Source organism: Mycobacterium sp., assembly GCF_036488105.1.
Classification (GTDB): domain Bacteria; phylum Actinomycetota; class Actinomycetes; order Mycobacteriales; family Mycobacteriaceae; genus Mycobacterium.
Genome location: NZ_DASXHW010000390.1, coordinates 25,433 through 47,415, shown reverse-complemented (window position 1 = coordinate 47,415; position 21,983 = coordinate 25,433). Strand labels below are relative to the sequence as shown.

Here is a 21,983-nt window from a genome sequence, read left to right as displayed (position 1 = left end):
TCGTCCACACTGGATAGTTACCGCAGTTCGAAGGAAAGGAGAGCCGCGTCATGCAAACACTGAGTATCGCTGAATTTGCGCTGCGGTTGGGGGTCGGGCTCGGCTGCGGCGCCCTCATCGGCATTGAGCGGCAATGGCAGGCGCGAAGGGCTGGACTGCGCACCAACGCGCTGGTCGCCACCGGTGCGACGCTGTTCGTGCTCTACGCGGTCGTGACCAACGACAGCAGCCCGACCCGGGTGGCGTCGTATGTGGTGTCCGGAGTCGGCTTCCTCGGTGGTGGCGTAATCCTGCGCGAGGGGTTCAACGTGCATGGACTCAACACCGCCGCCACCCTGTGGTGCTCGGCCGCGGTCGGGGTGCTGGCGGCAGGCGGGCATTTCCTTTTCGCCTTGATCGCCACCGCCGCCATCCTCGGGATTCACCTGCTCGGGCGACCGCTGGGCCATCTGATCGACCGCGACAACTTGGTGGAGGAGGACGAGGACGACCAGCCGTACCAAGTGCAGGTGATCTGTCGGCGGAAGTCCGAAAAGTACGCGCGCGCACAGATTGTCCAGCACACCAGCGAGGGCGACTTCGTATTGCGCGGCATCCACACCGGGCGCGCGGGGGAGGACAGTGTCGCTTTGACCGCGTATCTGCTCAGTGACAGGCACGCGCCGGGCCGCCTGGAGAAGCTCGTGGCTGACTTGTCGCTGCAGGACGGTGTGCAGGCGGTGCATTGGTACGCCGGTGACCAGGACGATCCGATGCCGCGTGCCCCGCTCGCGGACTAGTCTGGTCAAACTTCAAGCACAGGTCAGCGACGTCGTAGGGTATATGGCGTGAATGCGATCGCCGGCTTTCTCTCCGTTCTGCCAGAGCAGATGCGGGACCCGGTGTTGTTCGCGATTCCGTTCTTTCTCTTGCTGTTGATTCTGGAGTGGACGGCTGCCCGCAAGCTCGAACGCATCGAGCGGGAGGCCGGCGCCGGTCGCCAATCCGACCGCCCGAGCTCGGGTGCCTATCTGACCGCCGACTCGTGGGCCAGCATCCGGATGGGGCTCATTTCGGTGGCCACCACTGCGGGCTGGAAGTTCATCGCCGTGCTCGGCTACGCGGCGATCTACGCCTACCTGGCTCCCTGGCACCTGCCGTCGACGCGTTGGTACACCTGGGTGATCGCGATCCTCGGTGTCGACTTGCTCTATTACTGCTATCACCGCAGCGCGCACCGGATCCGGCTGATGTGGGCCACCCATCAGGCCCACCACTCCAGCCAATACTTCAATTTCGCCACCGCGCTGCGCCAGAAGTGGAACAACAGCGGTGAAATCCTGATGTGGATTCCGTTGCCGCTGTTGGGTATTCCGCCGTGGATGGTTTTCTGCAGCTTCTCGGTCAACCTGATATACCAATTCTGGGTGCACACCGAACGGATCGGCAGAATGTGGGCGCCTTTCGAATTCGTCTTCAACGCGCCCTCTCATCACCGCGTGCACCACGGCATGGATGCCGAATACCTCGATAAGAACTACGGCGGCATTTTCATCGTCTGGGATCGGCTGTTCGGCACCTTCCGCAAGGAGACATTCCGTCCGCACTATGGGCTGACCAAACAGGTGAACACCTTCAACGTCTGGAAACTGCAAACCCACGAATACCTTTCTATCGCCAGGGATTTCCGGTCGGCGACGCGTCTGCGCGACCGGCTCGGCTACGTCTTCGGCCCTCCGGGCTGGCTGCCTGCATCCGTCACGCAACCCGATGCCGCCGCTCCGCTGACGCCGTCCCGGTAGTCGCCGGAGCTTCGGTGAGCCCTTGTTCATCCAGCGTTTTTATTGCGGCGAGCCGAAAGCCCCCATGGCTTAGCCAAGATCAGTAAGTTCGACGGCGAGGCCGGTAGCCGCCAGGCCGCGACGACAGGAGGAATGCAGTGGGAGACACGCTCGCCGAGGGGCAAAAGCTTGTCAAAGGTGAATCGCTCACGTCGAGCAACGGGGCCTACACCCTGACGTTGCAAGACGACGGAAACCTGGTCCTGGCATCGCGTGGTCACGCGATCTGGTCGTCAAAGACCAACGGAGAAGACGTAGTCCGCGCCGAGGTCCAAGGCGACGGCAACTTCGTTCTCTACACCGCCGACAAGCCGGTGTGGCACACCGACACCAAGGGTAAGAAGAACGTGCGTCTCGTTCTGCAGGACGACCGCAACCTGGTGCTGTACGCCGCCGACGGGGCCGCATGGTCGAGCAAGACCGAGACCGACGCTCCACCGCCGCCCGAGCCAGAAGCCGCCGCACCGGTTGCCGAAGAGCCGGCGGTTGAGGAAGCCGCTGCCCCGGAGCCAGAGGCCGAAGCCGCGCGGACGTACACCGTGGAGTCCGGCGACACCTTGTGGGCCATCTCCGAGCGCTTCTACGGGGACGGCAGCAAATACCAGATCATCGCCGACGCCAGTGGCATCGAAAACCCGGACCTGATCCACCCGGGACAGGTGCTGACTATTCCTTGATCGCGAGGGGGAGCGCGTCGGCCCGTATTTCGGCCGGCGCGCTCCAACCGATCGGCTCTGCGCATCTCTCGCCTAATCTTGGCTAGGTAGCCTCATAGCCGGCCGGTGCAGCGCCGGCCTCGACGGATCGGAGTCGACGGTGCGCCGATCGGCAATCCGCGCGTTCGGCGCGACGGTTACCGCCATGCTGGCGGCGGCCTGCTTACCCGGCAACGCCAACGCCGACCCGGTTCTGGTTTTTCCCGGAATGGAAATCCACCAGGGTCCCCACCTGTGCACCCTGGGTTATGTCGACCCGGCATTGCGGGTGGCGTTCACCGCGGGCCATTGCCGGGGCGACGGCCCGGTGTTCGACAAGGACAACAAAGTCATCGGCAACCTCGCGACGTTCCGAGACAACACGCCGAACGGCGCGGTCGTCAAGACTGACCAGCAGGTCGACGACTACGAGGCGATCGTGCTGGCGGCCGATGTCGCAGTGAACAACGTTCTCCCGGGTGGACGCGCGCTCGAGTCGGATCCAGGGCTGGTCGTGACGCCCGGCGAGCCCATCTGCCATTTCGGCGTGGTGACGGGCGAGAGCTGCGGAACCGTCGAGAGCGTCAACAATGGCTGGTTCACGATGGGCCATGGCGTCATCAGCCAGCAAGGCGACTCCGGCGGCCCGGTCTACCTCACCAACGGTCCCGGCACCGCCCGGATCGTCGGCATCTTCAACAGCGTGTGGGGCGGATTCCCGGCCGCGGTGTCGTGGCAGTCCACCACCCAGCAGATCCGGCAGGACGTGGGCGTCGGCGGTCCGGCGATCTAGGTGTCAGCCGAGATCGGCGAGTGCGAACACCGGTATCGACGGCGCGGCCGCACGTAACTGCTCGTCGCTGGAATCGGGAGTCAGCCCGGCGATATGGCCTTTGACCTCCCAGAACCACTTGTCTATGTACCGCCGGAGCAACTCGGGCTTCGCCGCGTCATCCAATTCGACGGCCCTGACTCTGCGGCTCCGCCAGCGCGGTCCCATGTCGATTTCACCGGCCACCCTGACGTTGCGCACCCATTGGGTGGTACCGCGCGGCGACACCAGATAGTCACGGTCGTCCACGGTCAGCACATTGATCACCACGCCGTGAAGCCGGCCCGTTTTGCGACCGCGCACGCGAAGAGCCCGGGTGCCGGCGATGCTGATCCCGACCTCGGCCAACCAGCGGATCAGTGAGTTGGCGGCTTTGGCCGCGGCGTGAGGCTCGTCGTAACGCACCGACATGATGCATCCTTTCGGGAGATCCAGTCTGAGAGCACTGCTCTCGATATGGATGACCCTGACACACCCGGGACGAAAAAACAAGAGCACTGTTCTCTTTTGTGTCAAACTGGGCAGATGGCGAAGCGTCGCGACTCGCGTGAGCGCATCGAAGCGCAGATCATCGAGCTGGGCCGCCGCCATTTGGTGGAGCATGGCGCGGCCGGGTTGTCGCTGCGCGCCATCGCCCGCGACCTGGGGATGGTGTCGTCGGCGGTGTACCGATACATCTCCAGCCGCGACGAGCTGCTGACGTTGTTGCTGGTCGACGGTTATTCCGAGCTCGCCGACGCGGTTGATCGCGCCCGCGACGCCGTGCCGGACGTGTGGAGCGACGACGTTGTCGCGATCGCGCATGCGGCTCGCGACTGGGCGATCGCGCACCCGGCCAGCTGGGCGCTGCTGTACGGCAGCCCGGTACCCGGTTATCACGCACCGGCCGACCGAACGGTCGGCCCTGGCACGCGAGTGGTCGGCGCGGTGTTCGACGCGGTGGCTGCCGGTATCGCGACCGGCGACATCAGACTGACGAATCACCCAGCGCCACAACCGATATCGTCAGACTTTGAACGACTCCGGCAGGAGTTCGGATTTCCCGGCGACGATGCCGTCATCGCCAAATGCTTCGCGATCTGGGCGGGCGTGGTGGGCGCGATCAGCCTCGAGGTGTTCGGCCAGTACGGCGTCGACACGCTGAGCGACCCGCGGCCGGTGTTCGACACCCAGATCCGGCTGCTGGTCGGCGTGCTCAACCAGTCCGATGCCGGCGCGCAGCCGTTCGGGGTCCCGACCACGAATTAGAACGTGTTCAGCGGGAACGTGGGCGCCGTAAACGCCTCGCGGTGGCAACATCATTTCCGGTGGTTCCTGCCGGGCGGACGCTGGGTTATCCTGCGAGGCGATGAGCCTCTCATTCGGATCACCGGTCCAAGTCGCGTGGGTGACGAACGACCTGAGTACCACAGAAACGGCTCTCACCTGGCTGTTAGGCGTCAAGAAGTGGGTGAGGCTGCCCGACATCCACTTCGCCCCGGACACCTGCAGCTACCTGGGCGGCCCGGCCGACTTCGTGGCCCACATCTCGCTGAGCTATCTCGGCGACATGCAGCTAGAGCTGATCGAACCGGTCCGCGGACCTAATATCTATAGTGACTTTCTGCGGGACAGCGGCCCGGGTCTGCACCACATCTGCGTCGAGGCCGACAGCCTCGAGAATTTTGATGCCGCTCTTGCCTTAGCCGCCGAACAAGGAGCCTCCGTGCCGCAACAGGGTGTGATGCCCGGCGGCCTACGGTTCGCCTATCTGTCTGCCCCGCAACACGGGGTTCCGTTTCTGGAGATCGCGCATTTCTCCGCCGAGATGCGGCAGTTCTTCGACTACATCAGGCAGGAGCAGCGCCAATGAGCACTGACATTCCAGCAACTCTGAACGCCGACAATGTGTCGTCCTGGTCGGACGATGCGGACGTCGTGGTGATCGGCTTCGGCATCGGCGGCGGTTGCGCCGCCGTCACTGCGGCCGCCGCCGGAGCACGGGTACTGGTGTTGGAGCGCGCGGCCGCGGCCGGCGGAACGACTTCGCTTGCCGGCGGCCACTTCTACCTTGGCGGCGGCACCGCGGTCCAGCAGGCGACCGGACATCCCGACTCCGCCGAGGAGATGTACAAGTATCTGGTCGCGGTGTCGCGCGACCCAGATCACGAGAAGATCCGCGCCTACAGCGACGGCAGCGTCGAGCACTTCAACTGGTTGGAAGACTTGGGTTTTCAGTTCGAACGCAGCTTCTACCCGGGCAAGGTAGTTGTTCCGCCGGGAACCGAAGGCCTGAGCTACACCGGTAACGAAAAGGTGTGGCCGTTCTGCGAGCAGGCCATCCCCTCGCCGCGCGGGCACTCCGTGCCGGTGCCCGGCGAACTCGGTGGCGCATCGATGGTGATCGATCTACTGGTCAAACGCGCCGACGAATTGGGCGTGCAGATCCGATACGAGACCGGGGCAACCAACCTGATCCTGGACGGCGACGGAGCCGTGGCCGGCGTCGCCTGGAAGCACTTCACCGAAACCGGTGCGGTCAAAGCCAGATCGGTGATCATCGCGGCCGGCGGTTTTGCGATGAACCCGGAGATGGTCGCCGAGCACACTCCCGCGCTGGGGCAGCCGCGGCGCACCAAACACCATGGGCTGGTCGCGCCCTACATCCTGGGTAACCCCAACGACGACGGCCTGGGTCTGCGGATGGGCGTCTCAGCGGGCGGCGTCACCGAAAACATGAACGAACAGTTCATCACCGCGGCGGCCTATCCGCCCGAACTCCTGCTGACGGGCGTAATCGTGAACAAGGACGGCAAGCGCTTCGTCGCCGAGGACTCCTACCACTCGCGCACATCGGCTTTCGTGCTCGAGCAGCCGGACCAAACCGCATACCTGATCGTCGACGAGGCCCACACCGAGATGCCCGCGATGCCGTTGATCCGGTTCCTCGACGGCTACGAGACGATCGCCGAACTGGAGACCGCACTGGAGTTGCCTGCGGGCAGCGTTGCGGCGACGCTGGAGCGCTACAACGAGTTCGCGGCCAACGGCGAGGACCCCGACTTTCACAAGCAGCCGGAATATGTTGCACCGCAGGCTAATGGACCCTGGGCAGTCTTCGACCTGTCACTCGGGCGGGCGATGTACTCCGGATTCACGATGGGCGGTCTGGCCGTCACCGTCGACGGCCAGGTGCGACGCGGCGACGACAGCGTCGTCCCAGGCCTGTACGCGGTCGGCGCGTGCGCGTCCAACATCGCCCAGGACGGCAAGGGATACGCCAGCGGCACGCAGCTCGGCGAGGGGTCATTCTTCGGGCGCCGCGCCGGCGCGCACGCGGCCGGCAAGCGCTAGACCGTCGCCGGCTCCTTGCTCACCGGGCCCAGGTGCCACGGGCCGCCGCCGAGTAGCTTCAGGTGTCGTTCGTGGAACAGCTCAACGGCCGGTCGATGGCTGACGCTGACCACGACGCAATCCGGTAATTCGTTCTCCAGCAACTGATACAGCGCGTGCTCGAGCCCTTCGTCGAGCGCCGATGTGCTTTCGTCGAGGAAGACCGCCTTGGGTTTGTTCAACAGGATCCGCGCGAAGGCCACCCGTTGTTGCTCACCGGGCGACAGGACTTTAGCCCAGTCACGCTCTTCGTCGAGACGATCGATCAGGGGTGCCAGCGCGACCCTTGTCAAGGTGTCGCGCAACGATTCGTCCGAGATGTCGGCCGGCGAGCTCGGATAACACACCACGGTCCGCAAGGAACCCAGCGGCACATAAGGCAACTGCGACAAGAACATCGTCGCGTTGTCGCCGTCCGGGCAGCGCAGCGTCCCCGAGGCGTACGGCCACAATTCGGCCAGGCTGCGCAGCAGCGTGGTCTTACCGGCACCCGACTGCCCGGTGATCACCAGCGACTGGCCGGATTCCAGGCGCACGTCCAGCGAATCGACCAGTGGGTCGCCGTCGGGTGTCCGCACCTCCACGCCGTCGAATTCGACCGACCCGTCGTCGGTGGGCCGGGTCAGCACCGCGGGCAGATCGCGGCCTTTGTCGTTGGCGTCGACCAGCCCGTGCAAACGGATGATGGCCGCGCGGAAGGAGGCGAAGGCGTCGTAGTTGTTGCGGAAGAACGACAATGAATCGCTGATCTCGCCGAACGCCGTCGCCGTCTGCGTAACGTCGCCGAACGCGATCTGACCGGCAAAAAGCCGAGGCGCCTGAACGACCCACGGCAGCGGCACAATCGCCTGTGACATCGACCAGTTCCAGCCGTTGAACGCGATCGTCCGGCGGACGTATCTGCGGTAGTTGACAATGACCGGGGTGAAACGGTCCCACAGCTGCGTTCGCTCGACTTGCTCACCCCGGTAGAAGCCGACCGCCTCGGCCGCATCGCGCAACCGGACCAGGGCATAGCGGAACGCGGCGTTGAGCTTCTCGTTGTTGAAGCTGAGCCAGATCAGCGGACGCCCGAGCCGGAACGCGACGCCCGTCGCGACCGCCACAAAGACCACGACAATGCAGAACATCGCGCGAGGGAGCTGGAAACCGAAGATGTCCAGCGGCCCGGATAGATCCCAGAGAATGGCGGCAAACGACACCACCGAAACCACCGCACGCACCGCTCCGAACAGCAGCGTGTTCGCGGTTTCGTTGGACGGGATATTCGGAGTGCCGCCGGCTCCAGCGGTGAAGATGTCGACGTCCTGCTGGATGCGCTGGTCGGGGTTGTCGATGGTGTTGTCGATGAACAGATCCCGGTAGTAGGCCCGACCACGCAGCCAATCGTCGGTGAGATGGCCGGTCAACCACACGCGCCAGGCGATCATGAACCGCTGGGTCAGGTAGATGTCCACCAGAAGCCGGCCGATGAACAGCGACGCCAGCACGCTGAAATGAACCAGCGACATCCAAAAGCCATGTGTTCCAGAATGTTTGATTAGCTCGTTACCCGTGGCAGCGCCTTCGAATGCTGTTTGCAGCGACGTGAACATGTCCTTGCTCTGAAAACTGAGCAGGACCGTCAGGCGCACCGAAAGCAGAACCAGCAGCAGCAGGGCGGCCAGCTGCAGCCAGACCGCCACCGCATGTCGTCCATTGAAGTAGCCGCCGGTGATCCGCCAGTACTGGCGGCCCCACCCGGTGAGGTATCGCAGCAGGATCAGCACCAGCAGGACGCACACCGCGGCGATCGCCCAGCCCTTGACGAGCCACCACAGTGATTCCGTGGTTGCCGCGGACCAATCGATCGAGGGCTCGAAAGGCTTTGGCTCCAAAGTCGCGTCTCCTTGCCAACGCGGCGTCCGGCCAACGTCTCGTGGATGCTTCCCCGCAAAAGTACCGCAGGGGAGTCGATAGGCTGCGCCCATGGGCAACGACGCCGAGGACACCTTCCATGCGGGCCGACTGATCGCCCGGCGGCTGAAAGCCAGCGGAATCGATACCGTCTTCACGTTATCCGGCGGCCATCTGTTCTCGCTCTACGACGGTTGCCGCAGCGAGGGCATCCGGCTGATCGACACCCGCCACGAGCAGACCGCCGCGTTCGCGGCCGAGGGCTGGTCGAAGGTGACACGTCAGCCGGGCGTGGCGGCACTGACCGCGGGCCCGGGCGTGACGAACGGGATGAGCGCAATGGCTGCCGCCCAGCAGAATTCGTCGCCGCTGCTGGTTCTGGGCGGCCGGGCGCCCGCGGGGCGGTGGGGCATGGGGTCCCTGCAGGAGATCGACCATGTGCCGTTCGTGGCACCGCTGACTCGATTCGCCGCCACCGCGCCTTCGGCCGAGGCGGTCAGCGGCCTGATCGACGACGCGCTGCGGGCCACGGTCGGCCCGCCATCGGGGGTGGCGTTCATCGACTTTCCGATGGACCACGCATTCTCCTTCGCCACCGACACCGGACACCCCGGCGCCCTGACCGCGTCGCCAGCGCCGTCGCTGCCCGACGGCGACGCGCTCGACCGCGCGGTCAGCCTGCTGGCCGCCGCGCAGCGACCGGTCATCATGGCGGGCACCAACGTCTGGTGGGGTCACGCCGAAGCGGCGCTGCTGCGACTGGCCGAGGAGCAACGGATCCCGGTGCTGATGAACGGCATGGCCCGCGGCACGGTGCCCGCCGACCATCCGCTGGCGTTTTCGCGGGCACGCTCAAAAGCGTTGGGGCAGGCCGATGTTGCGGTCGTCATCGGGGTACCGATGGACTTCCGGCTGGGATTCGGCGGGGTATTCGGACAAGACACCCAGTTGATCGTCGCCGATCGTGTGCACCCCGACCGCGGACATCCGCGGCCGGTTGCCGCCGAGCTCTACGGCGACCTGCCGTCGACCCTGATTGTCCTGAGCGACACGCCGCGGGCAGATACCGGCGGCCACCAGGAGTGGATCGCCGATCTGCGGGCGACCGAGACTGCGGCGCGCGAATGCGAGCTCGGCGAGCTGGCCGATGACCGCAGCCCGCTGCACCCGATGCGGGTCTACGCCGAACTCGCTCCGCTGCTGGACCGCGACGCGATCGTCGTCGTCGACGCCGGCGACTTCGGCTCGTACGCCGGCCGGGTGCTCGACAGCTATGTGCCGGGTGCGTGGCTCGACAGCGGTCCGTTCGGATGCCTCGGTTCGGGTCCCGGCTACGCGCTGGCCGCCAAATTGGCCCGACCGGACCGTCAGGTCATCTTGCTGCAGGGCGACGGCGCCTTCGGATTCAGCGGCATGGAATGGGACACGCTGGCCAGGCACGACGTTCCCGTCGTCTCGGTGATCGGCAACAACGGCATCTGGGCTCTGGAGCACCACCCGATGAAAGCGCTGTACGGCTATTCGGTGGTGGCCGAACTGCGGCCCGGCACCCGCTACGACGAGGTGGTGCGTGCGCTCGGTGGATATGGCGAGCTGGTCTCCACGCCGGCCGCGCTGCGGCCGGCGTTGACGCGCGCGCTGGGCAGCGGTCTGCCCGCCGTGGTCAATGTGCTCACCGATCCCGATGTCGCCTATCCACGCCGGTCCAATCTGGCGTGACGCACCTGACGTACCGTTGACCTGTGTCAAAGACCACCAGCTCTTCGTCCGCCCGGGTGAGCGGCCGCTTCTGGCGACTGCTCGGCGCGAGCACCGAGAAGAACCAGGGCCGCTCACTGGCCCAGGTCACCGCGTCGGCCGAGTATGACGAGAAAGCCGCCGGTCTCGACGACGAGCAGCTGCGCAAAGCCGCCGGCCTGCTCGACCTCGACGACCTGGCCGAGGCCGACGACGTCCCGCAGTACCTCGCCATCGCGCGGGAAGCCGCCGACCGGGCCACCGGGCTCAGGCCGTTCGACGTGCAGCTGCTCGGGGCGCTGCGGATGTTGGCCGGCGACGTCGTCGAAATGGCAACCGGTGAGGGCAAGACGCTGGCCGGAGCGATCGCCGCGGCCGGCTACGCGTTGGGCGGTCGGCACGTTCACGTCGTGACCATCAACGACTATCTGGCCCGCCGCGACGCCGAGTGGATGGGGCCGCTGCTGGAGGCGGTGGGCGTCACGGTCGGCTGGGTGACCGGGGAATCGACCGCCCAGCAGCGTCGCGCGGCATACAACTGCGATGTCACCTACGCGTCGGTCAACGAGATCGGCTTCGACGTGTTGCGCGATCAGCTGGTGACCGATGTCGACGACCTGGTGTCGCCCAACCCGGACGTCGCCCTTATCGACGAAGCCGACTCGGTGCTGGTCGACGAGGCGCTGGTCCCGCTGGTGCTGGCCGGAACAAGCCACCGTGAGAAGCCGCGGCTGGAAGTCATCCGGCTGGTCGGCGAGTTGCACGCCGGCGACGACTACGACACCGACTCCGACAGCCGCAACGTGCACCTGACCGAGGCCGGTGCGCACAAACTCGAAAAGCAGCTCGGCGGAATCGATCTCTACTCCGAGGAGCACGTCGGCACCACGCTCACCGAGGTCAACGTCGCGCTGCACGCGCACGTCCTACTGCACCGCGACGTGCACTACATCGTGCGCGACGACGCCGTGCACCTGATCAACGCCTCCCGCGGCCGCATCGCCCAGCTGCAACGCTGGCCGGACGGTCTGCAGGCCGCGGTCGAGGCCAAAGAGGGCATCGAGACCACCGAAACCGGTGAGGTGCTCGACACCATCACCGTGCAGGCGCTGATCAACCGCTACCCGACGGTGTGCGGCATGACCGGAACCGCTTTGGCCGCAGGCGAACAGCTGCGCCAGTTCTACAAGCTCGGTGTCTCTCCGATCGCGCCGAACACGCCCAACGTTCGCGAGGACGAAACCGACCGGGTCTACATCACCGCCGCGGCGAAAATCGACGCGATCATCGCGCACATCATCGACATCCACGAGACCGGACAGCCCGTCCTGGTCGGCACCCACGACGTGGCCGAGTCCGAAGAGCTGCACGAACGACTGCAGCGTCGCGGCGTCCCCGCTGTGGTGCTCAACGCCAAGAACGACGCCGAGGAAGCCGGGGTGATCGCCGAGGCCGGCACGCTCGGGGCCGTCACGGTGTCCACGCAGATGGCCGGCCGCGGCACCGACATCCGGCTCGGCGGTTCCGATGAAGCCGACCACGAGAAGGTGGTCGAGCTCGGTGGTCTGCATGTCGTCGGCACCGGCCGGCACCACACCGAGCGACTGGACAACCAGCTGCGCGGCCGCGCCGGCCGTCAGGGCGATCCCGGATCGTCGGTCTTCTTCTCGAGCTGGGAAGACGACGTCGCGGCGGCCAACCTCGAGCCCAACAAGCTGCCGATGCAGACCGACGACGACGGCCGCATCGTCAGCAACAAGGTGGCCGGACTGCTCGATCACGCCCAGCGTGTCGCGGAAGGCCGCCTGCTCGACGTGCACGCCAACACCTGGCGCTACAACCAGTTGACCGCTCAGCAGCGAGCCATCATCGTCGAGCGGCGCAACAGACTGCTCAGCACCGCCGCCGCTCGCGAAGAGCTCGCCGAGCTGGCCCCCGAACGTTACGACGAGCTGTCAGAAGACCTTTCCGAAGATCAGCTCGAGAAAATCTGCCGGCTGATCATGCTGTATCACCTCGACCGCGGGTGGGCCGACCATCTCGCTTACCTGGCCGACATCCGGGAAAGCATCCACCTGCGAGCGCTGGGACGGCAGAACCCGCTCGACGAATTCCACCGGATGGCCGTCGACGCGTTCGCGTCACTGGCCGCCGACGCGATCGAAGCGGCGCAGCAGACCTTCGAGACCTCAGCGTCGATCGAGGACGAGCCTGGCGTGGATCTGTCCAAGTTGGCCCGTCCGACGTCGACGTGGACTTACATGGTGCACGACAACCCGCTGTCCGACGACTCGCTTTCCGCGCTGAGCCTGCCGGGCATCTTCAGATAAGGTCACCGCACATGAACCGGCCGCCTGCCCACGACCGGCTCCTGACGGTGCCCAACGTGCTCAGCGGAGTCCGTCTGGCACTGATCCCGGTCTTCGTTTATCTGCTGCTGGTCGCCCACGCCGACGGCTGGGCGGTCGCCATCCTGATGTTCAGCGGCGCCTCCGACTGGGCCGACGGCAAGATCGCCCGGCTGATGAACCAGTCGTCAAGGCTGGGGGAGTATCTGGATCCCTTCGTCGACCGGCTGTACATGGTGACGACGCCGATCGCGTTCGGGCTCCGCCACATCGTGCCGTGGTGGATCATCGCGATTCTGCTGGTGCGCGATGTGCTGCTGGTCGCTGAGCTGCCACTGTTGCGCACCCGCGGCATCACCGCCCTGCCGGTGATCTATGTCGGTAAGGCAGCGACGTTCGCGTTGATGTCGGCCTTCCCGCTGATTCTGCTGGGTCAGTGGGACGCGCAGTGGAGTCGTGTCGTATTGGCTTGCGGCTGGGCGTTTTTGATCTGGGGCACCTACATGTACCTGTGGTCGTTCTTCGTGTACGCGTGGCAGGTTGTCACGGTGCTGCGCCGAATGCCGCCGGTGAAGGCCCGCGATGGCTGACCAGGCACTCGGCGGCTACGACCCCAACGCGGGCCTCAGCGCACACAATGCCCGACGACCGCAGCTGATCCCCGTGCCGTCGCTGCTGCGCGCCCTGCTTTCCGAGCATCTGGATCCCGGCTATGCGGCCGCGGCCGCGCAGCAGGACCGCAGCGGCGAGCCACCAACCCGCCGAGCCCGCGCCATGAGCTGGGTCTGGCAAGCGCTGGCCGCATTACTGGTGGCGTCGGTGTTCGCTGCGGCTGTCGCTCAGGCCCGGCTGGTCGCACCGGGAGTCAGCGCGGCGCAACGGGTGCTGGCGGCCGGCGTGCGTTCCGAAGAGGCGGCGACCGGCGCGCTCACCGCACGTCGCAATACGCTTGCCGCGCAACGTGATAACGTTCAGCGGCACGCGTTGGCCGAAGACGCCGCAGGCCAGCAACTGCTCGCCAGCCTCGACCGGCTTGGCCTGGCCGCCGCGAGCACCCCGGTCACTGGTCCGGGTCTGAGCGTCACCGTGACCGAGCCCGGCGTCGGCCCGAACCTGTCCGACGTCTCCAAGCAGCGAGTCGCCGGCAGCCAGCAGATCATCCTCGATCGGGACCTGCAGCTGGTCGTCAACTCGTTGTGGGCAAGCGGTGCCGAGGCCATCTCCGTCGACGGAGTCCGGATCGGCCCGAACGTGACTATCCGGCAGGCTGGGGGCGCGATTCTGGTCGACAACAATCCCACCAGCAGTCCGTATGTGGTTCTGGCGGTCGGGCCACCGCATGCGATGCAAGACGTGTTCGACAACAGCCCGGGCCTACGCCGGCTGCGACTCCTGGAGACCTCATACGGCGTCGGCGTGAGCGTCAGCGCCAAGGACAATCTCACGCTGCCCGCCGGGGCGGTCCGAGATGTCAAGTTCGCCAAACAGATTGGGTCGTAGTGCGGGAAAACCTAGTGCAAAACATCCAGATAGCGAAGGCAGAGCATCGATGATCGGTATCGCAGCGCTAGCCGTCGGTATCGTGCTGGGCCTGGTCTTTCATCCCAGCGTGCCGGAGGTCATCCAGCCGTATCTGCCGATCGCGGTCGTCGCCGCACTCGACGCGGTGTTCGGCGGGTTGCGCGCATACCTGGAACGGATTTTCGACCCGAAGGTCTTCGTGGTGTCGTTCGTGTTCAACGTATTGGTCGCGGCGCTGATCGTTTACGTCGGTGACCAGTTGGGCGTCGGCACACAGCTGTCGACCGCGATCATCGTCGTGCTGGGTATCCGCATCTTCGGCAACGCCGCGGCGCTGCGGCGCCGACTCTTCGGGGCGTAACGGGTATACGTCCGACATGAGCGACACCGATCCCGAAGCCGACGACACCACCACGGAGTCGCACCAGCCCGATGCCGAAAAGCCCGTGGAGGCGGAGGAGGCCGAGCAGCATGGTCGCCACGAACTGGCGCCGCACCAACCGAAACCCGCGATCGGCGAGTTGCAGCCGCGCGGATTTCTGCGACGCGGCCGCAAAGTTTTCGGCGCGCTGGCCCTGATCTTGTGTCTGCTGCTGGGCGTGGCCATCGCAACCCAGGTGCACCAGACCAACACTGGCGACTCATTGGATACGGCCCGTCCCGCGGACCTGCTGGTGCTGCTGGATTCGCTGCGTCAACGCGAAGCGACGCTCAGTACCGAAGTCGCCGAACTGCAGCGCTCGTTGAACGCTCTGCAGGCTTCGGGCAGCAGCGACCAGGCCGCGATCCAGAACGCTCAGGCCCGGCTGGCGGCGTTGTCGATCCTGATCGGCACAGTCGGCGCCACCGGCCCCGGTGTCACCGTGCGCATCGAGGATCCCGGGCCCGGGGTTGCGCCGCAGGCGATGCTCGACGTGCTCGACGAACTACGGGCCGCCGGCGCCGAGGCCATCCAGATCAGCGATGGGCACCAGGCGGTGCGGACCGGCGTCGACACCTGGATCGTCGGTGCTCCCGGTGCGCTGACCGTCGACGGCAAAACCCTCATACCGCCGTATTCAGTTGCCGCCATTGGAGATCCACCGACGCTTGCGGCAGCGATGAACATTCCCGGCGGCGCGGTGGACAGTGTCAAACGCGTCGGCGGCACCATGTCGGTGCAGCAGGGTGACAAGGTCGACATCACCGCCTTGCGACAACCAAAACCGCGCCAATACGCTCAGCCAGTCAAGTAGTAACCGACCAGAACAGGAAAACCGTGAGCGAAATCCCACCTGATTTGCACTACACCGCCGAACACGAGTGGATTCGGCGAACCGGGGACGACACCGTCCGGGTGGGGATCACAGACTTCGCCCAGGATGCCCTCGGCGACGTCGTGTTCGTCCGGCTGCCTGATGTGGGTAGTGACCTGTCGGCCGGGGACGCCTTCGGCGAAGTGGAATCGACCAAGTCCGTGTCAGATCTGTACGCACCGGTGACGGCGAAAGTTGTTGCTGTGAATGAAGAGTTGGACGCCAGCCCCGAGCTGGTCAACTCCGATCCTTACGGCGGCGGCTGGCTCATTGACCTCCAGGTCGACGCCGAGGCCCTGGAGAAGGGATTCGCGGAGCTGCTGGACGCCGACACCTACCGCGGCACGCTGGCTGAATGACCCTGTTATCGTTCCCTGCGCCCGGCAACGATGCATGCCGGACCGGGCCGGACTCGGACGGCGATCAGATGTCGCCGCCGATCCGGCGGGGGACGGCACATTGGGCTCCTGTGCGCGGTACGGTCGTCACATCGACGGTCACAGCGGGTGGGAAGCCGGTCGACCGGACCCAACCAGACAACGCAGCAGCGGTCAGTAAGGAGCAGCGGGTGACGGACAAGGACAACGACCAGACTTCTGATGAAGTCACCGTGGAGACGACATCTGTTTTCCGCGCCGACTTCCTCAATGAACTGGACGCTCCCGCGCAGTCGGGCTCGGAGACCGCGGTGTCCGGTGTCGAAGGGCTGCCGGTCGGTTCAGCGTTGCTGGTCGTCAAACGGGGGCCGAATGCCGGCTCGCGCTTCCTGCTCGACCAACCCACCACGTCGGCCGGCCGTCATCCCGACAGCGACATCTTCCTCGACGACGTCACTGTCAGCCGTCGGCACGCCGAATTCCGGTTGGAGAGCGACGAGTTCCACGTGGTTGACGTCGGCAGCCTGAATGGCACCTACGTCAACCGCGAGCCGGTCGACTCGGCCGTGCTGGCAAACGGCGACGAGGTGCAGATCGGCAAATTCCGCCTGGTATTCCTGACCGGTCCCAAGGTCGGTGACGACGGAGGGCCCGGAAGCTAGTGACCGCGCCCGAGACCCCCGCACTGAGCGGGATGTCTATCGGAGCGGTCCTTGACCTGCTACGGCCGGACTTCCCGGATGTGACGATTTCCAAGATCCGTTTCTTGGAAGCCGAGGGTCTTGTAACGCCACAACGCGCGGCATCGGGTTATCGCCGGTTCACCGCCTACGACTGCGCACGCCTGCGCTTCATACTGACGGCCCAGCGTGACCAGTACCTGCCGCTGAAGGTGATCAAGGCCCAGCTGGACGCGCAGCCCGACGGCGAGCTGCCACCGGCCGGATCACCTTACGGTGTACCGCGATTGGTCTCGGTCGGCGAGAATGGCGCCGCAGCGTCCGCCTCGGACTCGGCAGCGGTGTCCACTGCCCGCGTCCGGCTCAGTCGAGAAGACCTGCTGGAGCGTTCAGGGGTTGACGCCGAGTTGCTCACGGCGCTGCTCAAGGCGGGGGTGATCACCACCGGTCCGGGTGGTTTTTTCGACGAGCACGCCGTGGTGATCCTGCAGTGCGCCCGAGCACTCGCGGATTACGGCGTCGAACCGCGTCATCTCCGGGCATTCCGCTCGGCCGCCGACCGGCAATCCGACCTGATAGCGCAGATTGCCGGGCCCCTCGTCAAGGCCGGCAAGACCGGTTCCCGCGACCGCGCCGACGACCTCGCACGCGAAGTCGCTGCCCTGGCGATCACGCTGCACACCTCGTTGATCAAGTCCGCAGTGCGCGACGTTCTCCACCGCTGAAGGACTAGACTTTGGACCACAGCTTGCGTTCGGCGGCTTGGTGTTTGCACCGCGACGTCGGAGCAGGTCTGATCGGAGACGGCAGCACGTGCGGAGGGCAGACACAGATGGGTGAAGTTCGCGTCGTCGGCATTCGCGTCGAGCAGCCCCAGAACCAGCCGGTGCTGTTGCTGCGCGAGGCTGACGGCGACCGGTACCTGCCGATCTGGATCGGCCAGTCCGAAGCAGCCGCGATTGCGCTCGAGCAGCAGGGAGTCGAGCCGCCGCGTCCGCTGACCCACGACCTGATTCGAGATCTCATTGTCGCGCTTGGCCATTCGCTCAAAGAGGTGCGTATCGTCGACCTGCAGGAAGGCACGTTCTACGCTGACTTGATCTTTGACCGGAACATCACAGTGTCGGCGCGGCCATCGGATTCGGTGGCCATCGCTTTACGGGTCGGCGTACCGATTTACGTCGAAGAAGCCGTCCTCGCGGAGGCTGGCCTGCTGATCCCCGACGAGAACGACGACGAGCCGTCCACCGCCGTTCGCGAAGACGAGGTGGAGAAGTTCAAAGAGTTTTTGGACAGCGTCTCGCCTGACGATTTCAAGGCCACCTGAACGCAAAACGGAAATCGACGTCGGCCCGCCCAAAAAAGTGCGAGTCGCATTAATCGAGCAGGGCATACCCGAGTCGACAACATCACGGATGCGTCTCAACTGCGAGTTCGACCTCGACACGCCCAGCGGATAGCGGGGAGTCACCGCCTCGACCGCCATACTTTGAATTCGACTAATTAGTTCTACGGACACCAGAGTGAGTCGAAAAGCGTATGCTCACAAGCACTCGATTGAGCAAACGCGAGCAAACGCGGAAACCGGCCAGCCCGTAACGAGCGCGATCGGCGAGAGGAAGCACCGTGGGTGACCAACCACGTCAAGATCAACTGGATCTCGAGTCTTTGAGCGCGCTCGACGACAGCCCGGCCTCCCGCCCCGATCAGGCAATCCGCGTTTCCAGCGAGCCCGTGCAGGGTGGCTTGTTCCCCGACGATTCGGTGCCCGACGAGCTGGTCGGCTACCGCGGCCCGAGCGCCTGCCAGATCGCCGGGATCACGTATCGCCAGTTGGACTACTGGGCGCGTACTTCGCTGGTAGTGCCGTCGATCCGCAGCGCCGCCGGATCCGGCAGCCAACGGCTGTACTCCTTCAAAGACATCCTCGTGCTCAAGATCGTCAAGCGTTTGCTCGACACCGGGATCTCGTTGCACAACATCCGTGTCGCGGTTGATCACCTGCGTCAGCGCGGCGTGCAGGACCTGGCCAACATCACACTGTTCTCCGACGGCACCACGGTTTACGAGTGCACCTCGGCCGAAGAAGTCGTCGACTTGCTGCAGGGTGGACAGGGCGTGTTCGGCATCGCCGTGTCCGGAGCGATGCGCGAGCTGACCGGCGCAATCGCAGATTTCCCCGGCGAGCGCGCCGACGACGGCGAGTCGATCGCCGCGCCGGAAGACGAGCTGGCTTCGCGGCGCAAGCACCGCGACCGCAAGATCGGCTGACTCCAGCCGTTATGTCCATGCCGCTGGCTACGCCGGCGGCATCGAGTCGGTAAACTCGACACCGCATCGTTCTTGCGCGGGAGAGTTCCGTGGCCGCCAGCCACGGACGCCGAAGGAGCAATACCTCTCCGTCAACCTCTCAGGCACCCGGACCGCGCCAGACCCCGATGCCTCTGGAAAGCGGTGACTTTCGGGTCGCCCGCCCATGGGGAAAGACATTCGGATGTCGAATCTCTCAGGCGCCCGGTTCGGGTAGACGACAGAGGGGGAGGACCTGCCTTCCTCCGTCTTTGTCAGGAGTTCGCAAATGTCCGACTACACCAACCCGTTCTTTGCCGACCGGCACATCGGCCCGGACAGCGCTGCCGTCGCGGCGATGCTCGAGGTCATCGGGGTCGACTCCCTCGAAGAACTCGCGCGTCGCGCTTTGCCCGCGGGCATTCTGGACGGATTGACCGGTTCCGGCGCCGCGCCCGGCCTGGATCAGCTGCCGCCGGCGGCTACCGAGGCCGAAGCGCTGGCTGAGCTGCGGACACTGGCCGACGCCAACACCGTCGCGGTGTCGATGATCGGGCAGGGCTACTACGACACGTACACACCGCCTGTGCTGCTCCGCAATATCTTGGAGAACCCCGCCTGGTACACCGCCTATACGCCGTATCAGCCGGAGATCAGCCAGGGTCGGCTGGAGGCGCTGCTGAACTTCCAGACCATGGTGGCCGACCTGACCGGCCTCGAGGTGGCCAACGCATCGATGCTCGACGAGGGCACCGCGGCCGCCGAGGCGATGACGCTGATGCATCGCGCGGTGAAAGGCAACGCCAACCGGTTGGCCGTCGACGTCGACGTGTTCGCGCAGACCGCCGCCGTGCTGGCCACCCAGGCCGAGCCGCTCGGCATCGAGATCGTCACCGCCGAGCTGCGCGAGGGCCTCCCGGACGGCGAGTTCTTCGGCGTCATCGCTCAACTGCCGGGCGCGAGCGGCCGGGTCACCGACTGGTCGGCGCTGGTCGCGGAGGCACACGACCGTGGCGCGCTGGTGGCCGTCGGCGCGGACCTACTGGCGCTCACGCTGATTACGCCGCCGGGGGAGATCGGCGCCGACGTGGCGTTCGGCAATACCCAACGTTTCGGTGTGCCAATGGGATTCGGCGGCCCGCACGCCGGATATCTGGTGGTGCACGCACAGCACGCTCGCCAGCTACCGGGCCGGCTGGTCGGCGTCTCGATGGACGCCGACGGCTCACCCGCTTACCGGCTGGCACTGCAGACACGCGAGCAGCACATCCGTCGCGACAAGGCGACCAGCAACATCTGCACCGCTCAGGTGCTGCTGTCGGTGATGGCCGCGATGTATGCGAGCTACCACGGCGCCGACGGACTGACCGGGATCGCGCGGCGGGTGCACGGCCACGCCGAGGCGATCGCCGCCGCTCTCGGCGATTCGTTGGTGCACGACAAGTACTTTGACACCGTCTTGGCCCGGGTTCCCGGTCGCGCCGACGCGGTGATCGCGGCGGCCAAGGCCAACAACATCAACCTGTGGCGGGTGGACGACGACCACGTCTCGGCGACGTGTGACGAGGTGACTACAGACGCCCATGTGGCGGCTGTGCTGGACGCGTTCGGCATTATGGCGGCCGAGCCTGTCTGCGCGGGCATCGTGAACCGGACTTCGGAATTCCTGACCCACCCGGCGTTCATCCGCTACCGCACCGAAACGTCGATGATGCGGTACCTGCGCGCGTTGGCCGATAAGGATCTTGCGTTGGACCGCAGCATGATTCCGCTCGGCTCGTGCACGATGAAGCTCAACGCCGCCGCCGAAATGGAATCCATCACCTGGCCGGAGTTCGCGCGCCAGCATCCATTCGGGCCGGCCTCCGATACCCAGGGCCTGCGCAAGCTGATCGCCGAGTTGGAGACCTGGCTGGTGGAGATGACCGGCTACGACGCGGTGTCCCTGCAGCCGAACGCCGGATCTCAGGGCGAGTACGCCGGGCTGTTGGCCATCCACGCCTACCACGCCAGCCGCGGCGAGCCGCAGCGCGATGTCTGCCTGATCCCGTCCAGCGCGCACGGCACCAACGCCGCATCGGCCGCGCTGGCCGGGATGCGGGTGGTCGTGGTGGCTTGCCGGTCCAACGGCGACGTCGACCTCGACGACCTGCGCGCCAAGGTCGCTGAGCATGCCGAGCGGCTGTCGACGCTGATGATCACCTACCCGTCCACGCACGGGGTGTACGAGCAGGACATCGCCGACATCTGCGCGGCCGTGCACGACGCCGGCGGCCAGGTGTACATCGACGGCGCCAACCTGAATGCGCTGGTCGGACTGGCCCGGCCCGGCAAGTTCGGCGGCGACGTCAGCCACCTGAACCTGCACAAGACGTTCTGCATCCCGCATGGCGGCGGCGGTCCGGGTGTCGGGCCAGTGGCGGTGCGCTCGCATCTGGAGCAGTTCTTGCCCGGCCATCCGCTGGCGCCCGAGCTACCGGCTGGTCCGCCGGTGTCCTCGGCGCCCTACGGGTCGGCGTCCATCCTGCCGATCAGCTGGGCCTACATCCGGATGATGGGCGCACCCGGGCTACGGGCCGCGTCGCTGACGGCGATCGCTTCGGCCAACTACATCGCCCGCCGGCTCGACGAGTACTACCCGGTGCTGTACACCGGCGAGAACGGGATGGTCGCCCACGAGTGCATCCTGGACCTGCGGCCGATCACAAAGTCGACCGGCGTGACCGTCGACGATGTCGCAAAACGCTTGGCGGACTACGGCTTTCACGCGCCGACCATGAGCTTCCCGGTTGCCGGCACGCTGATGGTCGAGCCGACCGAGAGCGAGAGCCTCGCCGAGATCGACGCATTCTGCGACGCGATGATCGCCATCCGCGCCGAGATCGACAAGGTCGGCGCAGGGGAGTGGCCGGTCGACGACAATCCGCTGCGCGGCGCGCCGCACACGGCCGAGTGCCTGCTGGTGGACAAGTGGGAGCACCCGTACACCCGCGAGGTCGCCGCATACCCGCTCGGCAAGGGCTTCCGGCCCAAGGTATGGCCACCGGTGCGCCGCATCGACGGCGCCTACGGCGACCGCAACCTGGTCTGCTCCTGCCCTCCGGTGGAGTCCTACGCCTGA

21 protein-coding genes and 2 riboswitches are annotated in these 21,983 nt (G+C 65.8%); of the genes, 19 read left to right on the top strand and 2 right to left on the bottom strand.

Going from position 1 to position 21,983, the window contains the following annotated elements:
- The first annotated feature begins 50 nt into the window (after positions 1–50).
- From VGH54_RS20605 to VGH54_RS20590, 4 genes are all read left to right on the top strand, one after another.
- Positions 51–779 (top strand): MgtC/SapB family protein, encoded by a 729-nt coding sequence (locus tag VGH54_RS20605; RefSeq protein ID WP_331513933.1) that lies wholly within the window; start codon positions 51–53, stop codon positions 777–779.
- A gap of 48 nt (positions 780–827) precedes the next feature.
- Positions 828–1,781 carry a sterol desaturase family protein gene (locus VGH54_RS20600; RefSeq protein WP_331513932.1) on the top strand — a complete coding sequence of 318 codons (954 nt, stop codon included), beginning with the start codon at positions 828–830 and terminating at the stop codon, positions 1,779–1,781.
- Between the two features lie 137 nt (positions 1,782–1,918).
- Complete coding sequence (locus VGH54_RS20595; RefSeq protein WP_331513931.1) at positions 1,919–2,497, top strand: LysM peptidoglycan-binding domain-containing protein; 579 nt, start codon at positions 1,919–1,921, stop codon at positions 2,495–2,497.
- A 184-nt stretch (positions 2,498–2,681) separates the two neighbouring features.
- The gene (locus VGH54_RS20590; RefSeq protein ID WP_331513961.1) at positions 2,682–3,308 is read left to right on the top strand and encodes a hypothetical protein; all 627 of its coding nucleotides are present in this window, start codon (positions 2,682–2,684) and stop codon (positions 3,306–3,308) included.
- Between the two features lie 3 nt (positions 3,309–3,311).
- Here the strand turns inward: VGH54_RS20590 and VGH54_RS20585 are convergent, their stop codons facing one another.
- The gene (locus VGH54_RS20585; protein WP_331513930.1) at positions 3,312–3,758 is read right to left on the bottom strand and encodes a nitroreductase/quinone reductase family protein; all 447 of its coding nucleotides are present in this window, start codon (positions 3,756–3,758) and stop codon (positions 3,312–3,314) included.
- Positions 3,759–3,872: 114 nt separating this feature from the next.
- On the opposite strand from VGH54_RS20585, the gene VGH54_RS20580 reads away from it, so the two are divergent.
- The 3 genes from VGH54_RS20580 to VGH54_RS20570 all read left to right on the top strand — a co-directional run bounded on the left by VGH54_RS20580 (position 3,873) and on the right by VGH54_RS20570 (position 6,680).
- On the top strand, positions 3,873–4,595 hold the full coding sequence (locus VGH54_RS20580; protein WP_331513929.1) for a TetR/AcrR family transcriptional regulator: 723 nt from the start codon (positions 3,873–3,875) through the stop codon (positions 4,593–4,595).
- Between the two features lie 100 nt (positions 4,596–4,695).
- Positions 4,696–5,199: a VOC family protein gene (locus VGH54_RS20575; RefSeq protein WP_331513928.1), complete on the top strand. Its 504-nt coding sequence runs from the start codon at positions 4,696–4,698 to the stop codon at positions 5,197–5,199.
- Positions 5,196–6,680, top strand: coding sequence for an FAD-binding protein (locus VGH54_RS20570; RefSeq protein WP_331513927.1), 1,485 nt, complete (start codon positions 5,196–5,198; stop codon positions 6,678–6,680). The genes VGH54_RS20575 and VGH54_RS20570 overlap by 4 nt, the downstream gene beginning before the upstream one ends.
- Here the strand turns inward: VGH54_RS20570 and VGH54_RS20565 are convergent.
- Positions 6,677–8,596, bottom strand: a complete 1,920-nt coding sequence (locus tag VGH54_RS20565; RefSeq protein WP_331513926.1) for an ABC transporter ATP-binding protein/permease — start codon at positions 8,594–8,596, stop codon at positions 6,677–6,679. The genes VGH54_RS20570 and VGH54_RS20565 overlap by 4 nt on opposite strands.
- Positions 8,597–8,687: 91 nt before the next feature.
- On the opposite strand from VGH54_RS20565, the gene VGH54_RS20560 reads away from it, so the two are divergent.
- From VGH54_RS20560 to gcvP, 12 genes are all read left to right on the top strand, one after another.
- Positions 8,688–10,334 (top strand): acetolactate synthase, encoded by a 1,647-nt coding sequence (locus tag VGH54_RS20560; protein ID WP_331513925.1) that lies wholly within the window; start codon positions 8,688–8,690, stop codon positions 10,332–10,334.
- 23 nt (positions 10,335–10,357) lie between these two features.
- A complete protein-coding gene (secA2, locus tag VGH54_RS20555; protein ID WP_331513924.1) occupies positions 10,358–12,682 on the top strand; it encodes an accessory Sec system translocase SecA2 in 2,325 nt (774 codons plus the stop codon).
- A gap of 11 nt (positions 12,683–12,693) precedes the next feature.
- Complete coding sequence (locus VGH54_RS20550) at positions 12,694–13,290, top strand: CDP-alcohol phosphatidyltransferase family protein (protein WP_331513923.1); 597 nt, start codon at positions 12,694–12,696, stop codon at positions 13,288–13,290.
- The gene (locus VGH54_RS20545; RefSeq protein WP_331513922.1) at positions 13,283–14,200 is read left to right on the top strand and encodes a DUF881 domain-containing protein; all 918 of its coding nucleotides are present in this window, start codon (positions 13,283–13,285) and stop codon (positions 14,198–14,200) included. Before VGH54_RS20550 ends, VGH54_RS20545 begins: the two co-directional genes overlap by 8 nt.
- A gap of 49 nt (positions 14,201–14,249) precedes the next feature.
- A complete protein-coding gene (locus VGH54_RS20540; RefSeq protein ID WP_325691218.1) occupies positions 14,250–14,582 on the top strand; it encodes a small basic family protein in 333 nt (110 codons plus the stop codon).
- Positions 14,583–14,598: 16 nt separating this feature from the next.
- A complete protein-coding gene (locus VGH54_RS20535) occupies positions 14,599–15,456 on the top strand; it encodes a DUF881 domain-containing protein (RefSeq protein ID WP_331513921.1) in 858 nt (285 codons plus the stop codon).
- 23 nt (positions 15,457–15,479) lie between these two features.
- Complete coding sequence (gene gcvH, locus VGH54_RS20530) at positions 15,480–15,875, top strand: glycine cleavage system protein GcvH (RefSeq protein WP_331513920.1); 396 nt, start codon at positions 15,480–15,482, stop codon at positions 15,873–15,875.
- Positions 15,876–16,084: 209 nt separating this feature from the next.
- On the top strand, positions 16,085–16,555 hold the full coding sequence (garA, locus tag VGH54_RS20525; RefSeq protein ID WP_331513960.1) for a glycogen accumulation regulator GarA: 471 nt from the start codon (positions 16,085–16,087) through the stop codon (positions 16,553–16,555).
- The gene (locus tag VGH54_RS20520; RefSeq protein ID WP_331513919.1) at positions 16,555–17,298 is read left to right on the top strand and encodes a MerR family transcriptional regulator; all 744 of its coding nucleotides are present in this window, start codon (positions 16,555–16,557) and stop codon (positions 17,296–17,298) included. The genes garA and VGH54_RS20520 overlap by 1 nt, the downstream gene beginning before the upstream one ends.
- 107 nt (positions 17,299–17,405) lie before the next feature.
- On the top strand, positions 17,406–17,900 hold the full coding sequence (locus VGH54_RS20515; protein ID WP_331513918.1) for a bifunctional nuclease family protein: 495 nt from the start codon (positions 17,406–17,408) through the stop codon (positions 17,898–17,900).
- 299 nt (positions 17,901–18,199) lie between these two features.
- On the top strand, positions 18,200–18,844 hold the full coding sequence (locus tag VGH54_RS20510; protein WP_331513916.1) for a MerR family transcriptional regulator: 645 nt from the start codon (positions 18,200–18,202) through the stop codon (positions 18,842–18,844).
- Positions 18,845–18,911: 67 nt separating this feature from the next.
- Positions 18,912–19,009, top strand: a riboswitch (glycine riboswitch).
- Positions 19,010–19,117: riboswitch (glycine riboswitch) on the top strand. It begins immediately after the preceding riboswitch.
- A 34-nt stretch (positions 19,118–19,151) separates the two neighbouring features.
- Positions 19,152–21,983 carry an aminomethyl-transferring glycine dehydrogenase gene (gene gcvP, locus VGH54_RS20505; protein WP_331513915.1) on the top strand — a complete coding sequence of 944 codons (2,832 nt, stop codon included), beginning with the start codon at positions 19,152–19,154 and terminating at the stop codon, positions 21,981–21,983.

Excerpts from the sequence above, each read along its gene's own strand:
- VGH54_RS20535 (WP_331513921.1), top strand. The coding sequence starts at position 14,599 with ATGAGCGACACCGATCCCGAAGCCGACGACACCACCACGGAGTCGCAC.
- VGH54_RS20575 (WP_331513928.1), top strand. The coding sequence starts at position 4,696 with ATGAGCCTCTCATTCGGATCACCGGTCCAAGTCGCGTGGGTGACGAAC.
- VGH54_RS20605 (WP_331513933.1), top strand. The coding sequence starts at position 51 with ATGCAAACACTGAGTATCGCTGAATTTGCGCTGCGGTTGGGGGTCGGG.
- VGH54_RS20560 (WP_331513925.1), top strand. The coding sequence starts at position 8,688 with ATGGGCAACGACGCCGAGGACACCTTCCATGCGGGCCGACTGATCGCC.
- VGH54_RS20570 (WP_331513927.1), top strand. The coding sequence starts at position 5,196 with ATGAGCACTGACATTCCAGCAACTCTGAACGCCGACAATGTGTCGTCC.
- VGH54_RS20515 (WP_331513918.1), top strand. The coding sequence starts at position 17,406 with ATGGGTGAAGTTCGCGTCGTCGGCATTCGCGTCGAGCAGCCCCAGAAC.
- VGH54_RS20550 (WP_331513923.1), top strand. The coding sequence starts at position 12,694 with ATGAACCGGCCGCCTGCCCACGACCGGCTCCTGACGGTGCCCAACGTG.
- VGH54_RS20545 (WP_331513922.1), top strand. The coding sequence starts at position 13,283 with ATGGCTGACCAGGCACTCGGCGGCTACGACCCCAACGCGGGCCTCAGC.
- gcvP (WP_331513915.1), top strand. The coding sequence starts at position 19,152 with ATGTCCGACTACACCAACCCGTTCTTTGCCGACCGGCACATCGGCCCG.
- VGH54_RS20540 (WP_325691218.1), top strand. The coding sequence starts at position 14,250 with ATGATCGGTATCGCAGCGCTAGCCGTCGGTATCGTGCTGGGCCTGGTC.
- VGH54_RS20580 (WP_331513929.1), top strand. The coding sequence starts at position 3,873 with ATGGCGAAGCGTCGCGACTCGCGTGAGCGCATCGAAGCGCAGATCATC.
- VGH54_RS20590 (WP_331513961.1), top strand. The coding sequence starts at position 2,682 with ATGCTGGCGGCGGCCTGCTTACCCGGCAACGCCAACGCCGACCCGGTT.
- VGH54_RS20585 (WP_331513930.1), bottom strand. The coding sequence starts at position 3,758 with ATGTCGGTGCGTTACGACGAGCCTCACGCCGCGGCCAAAGCCGCCAAC.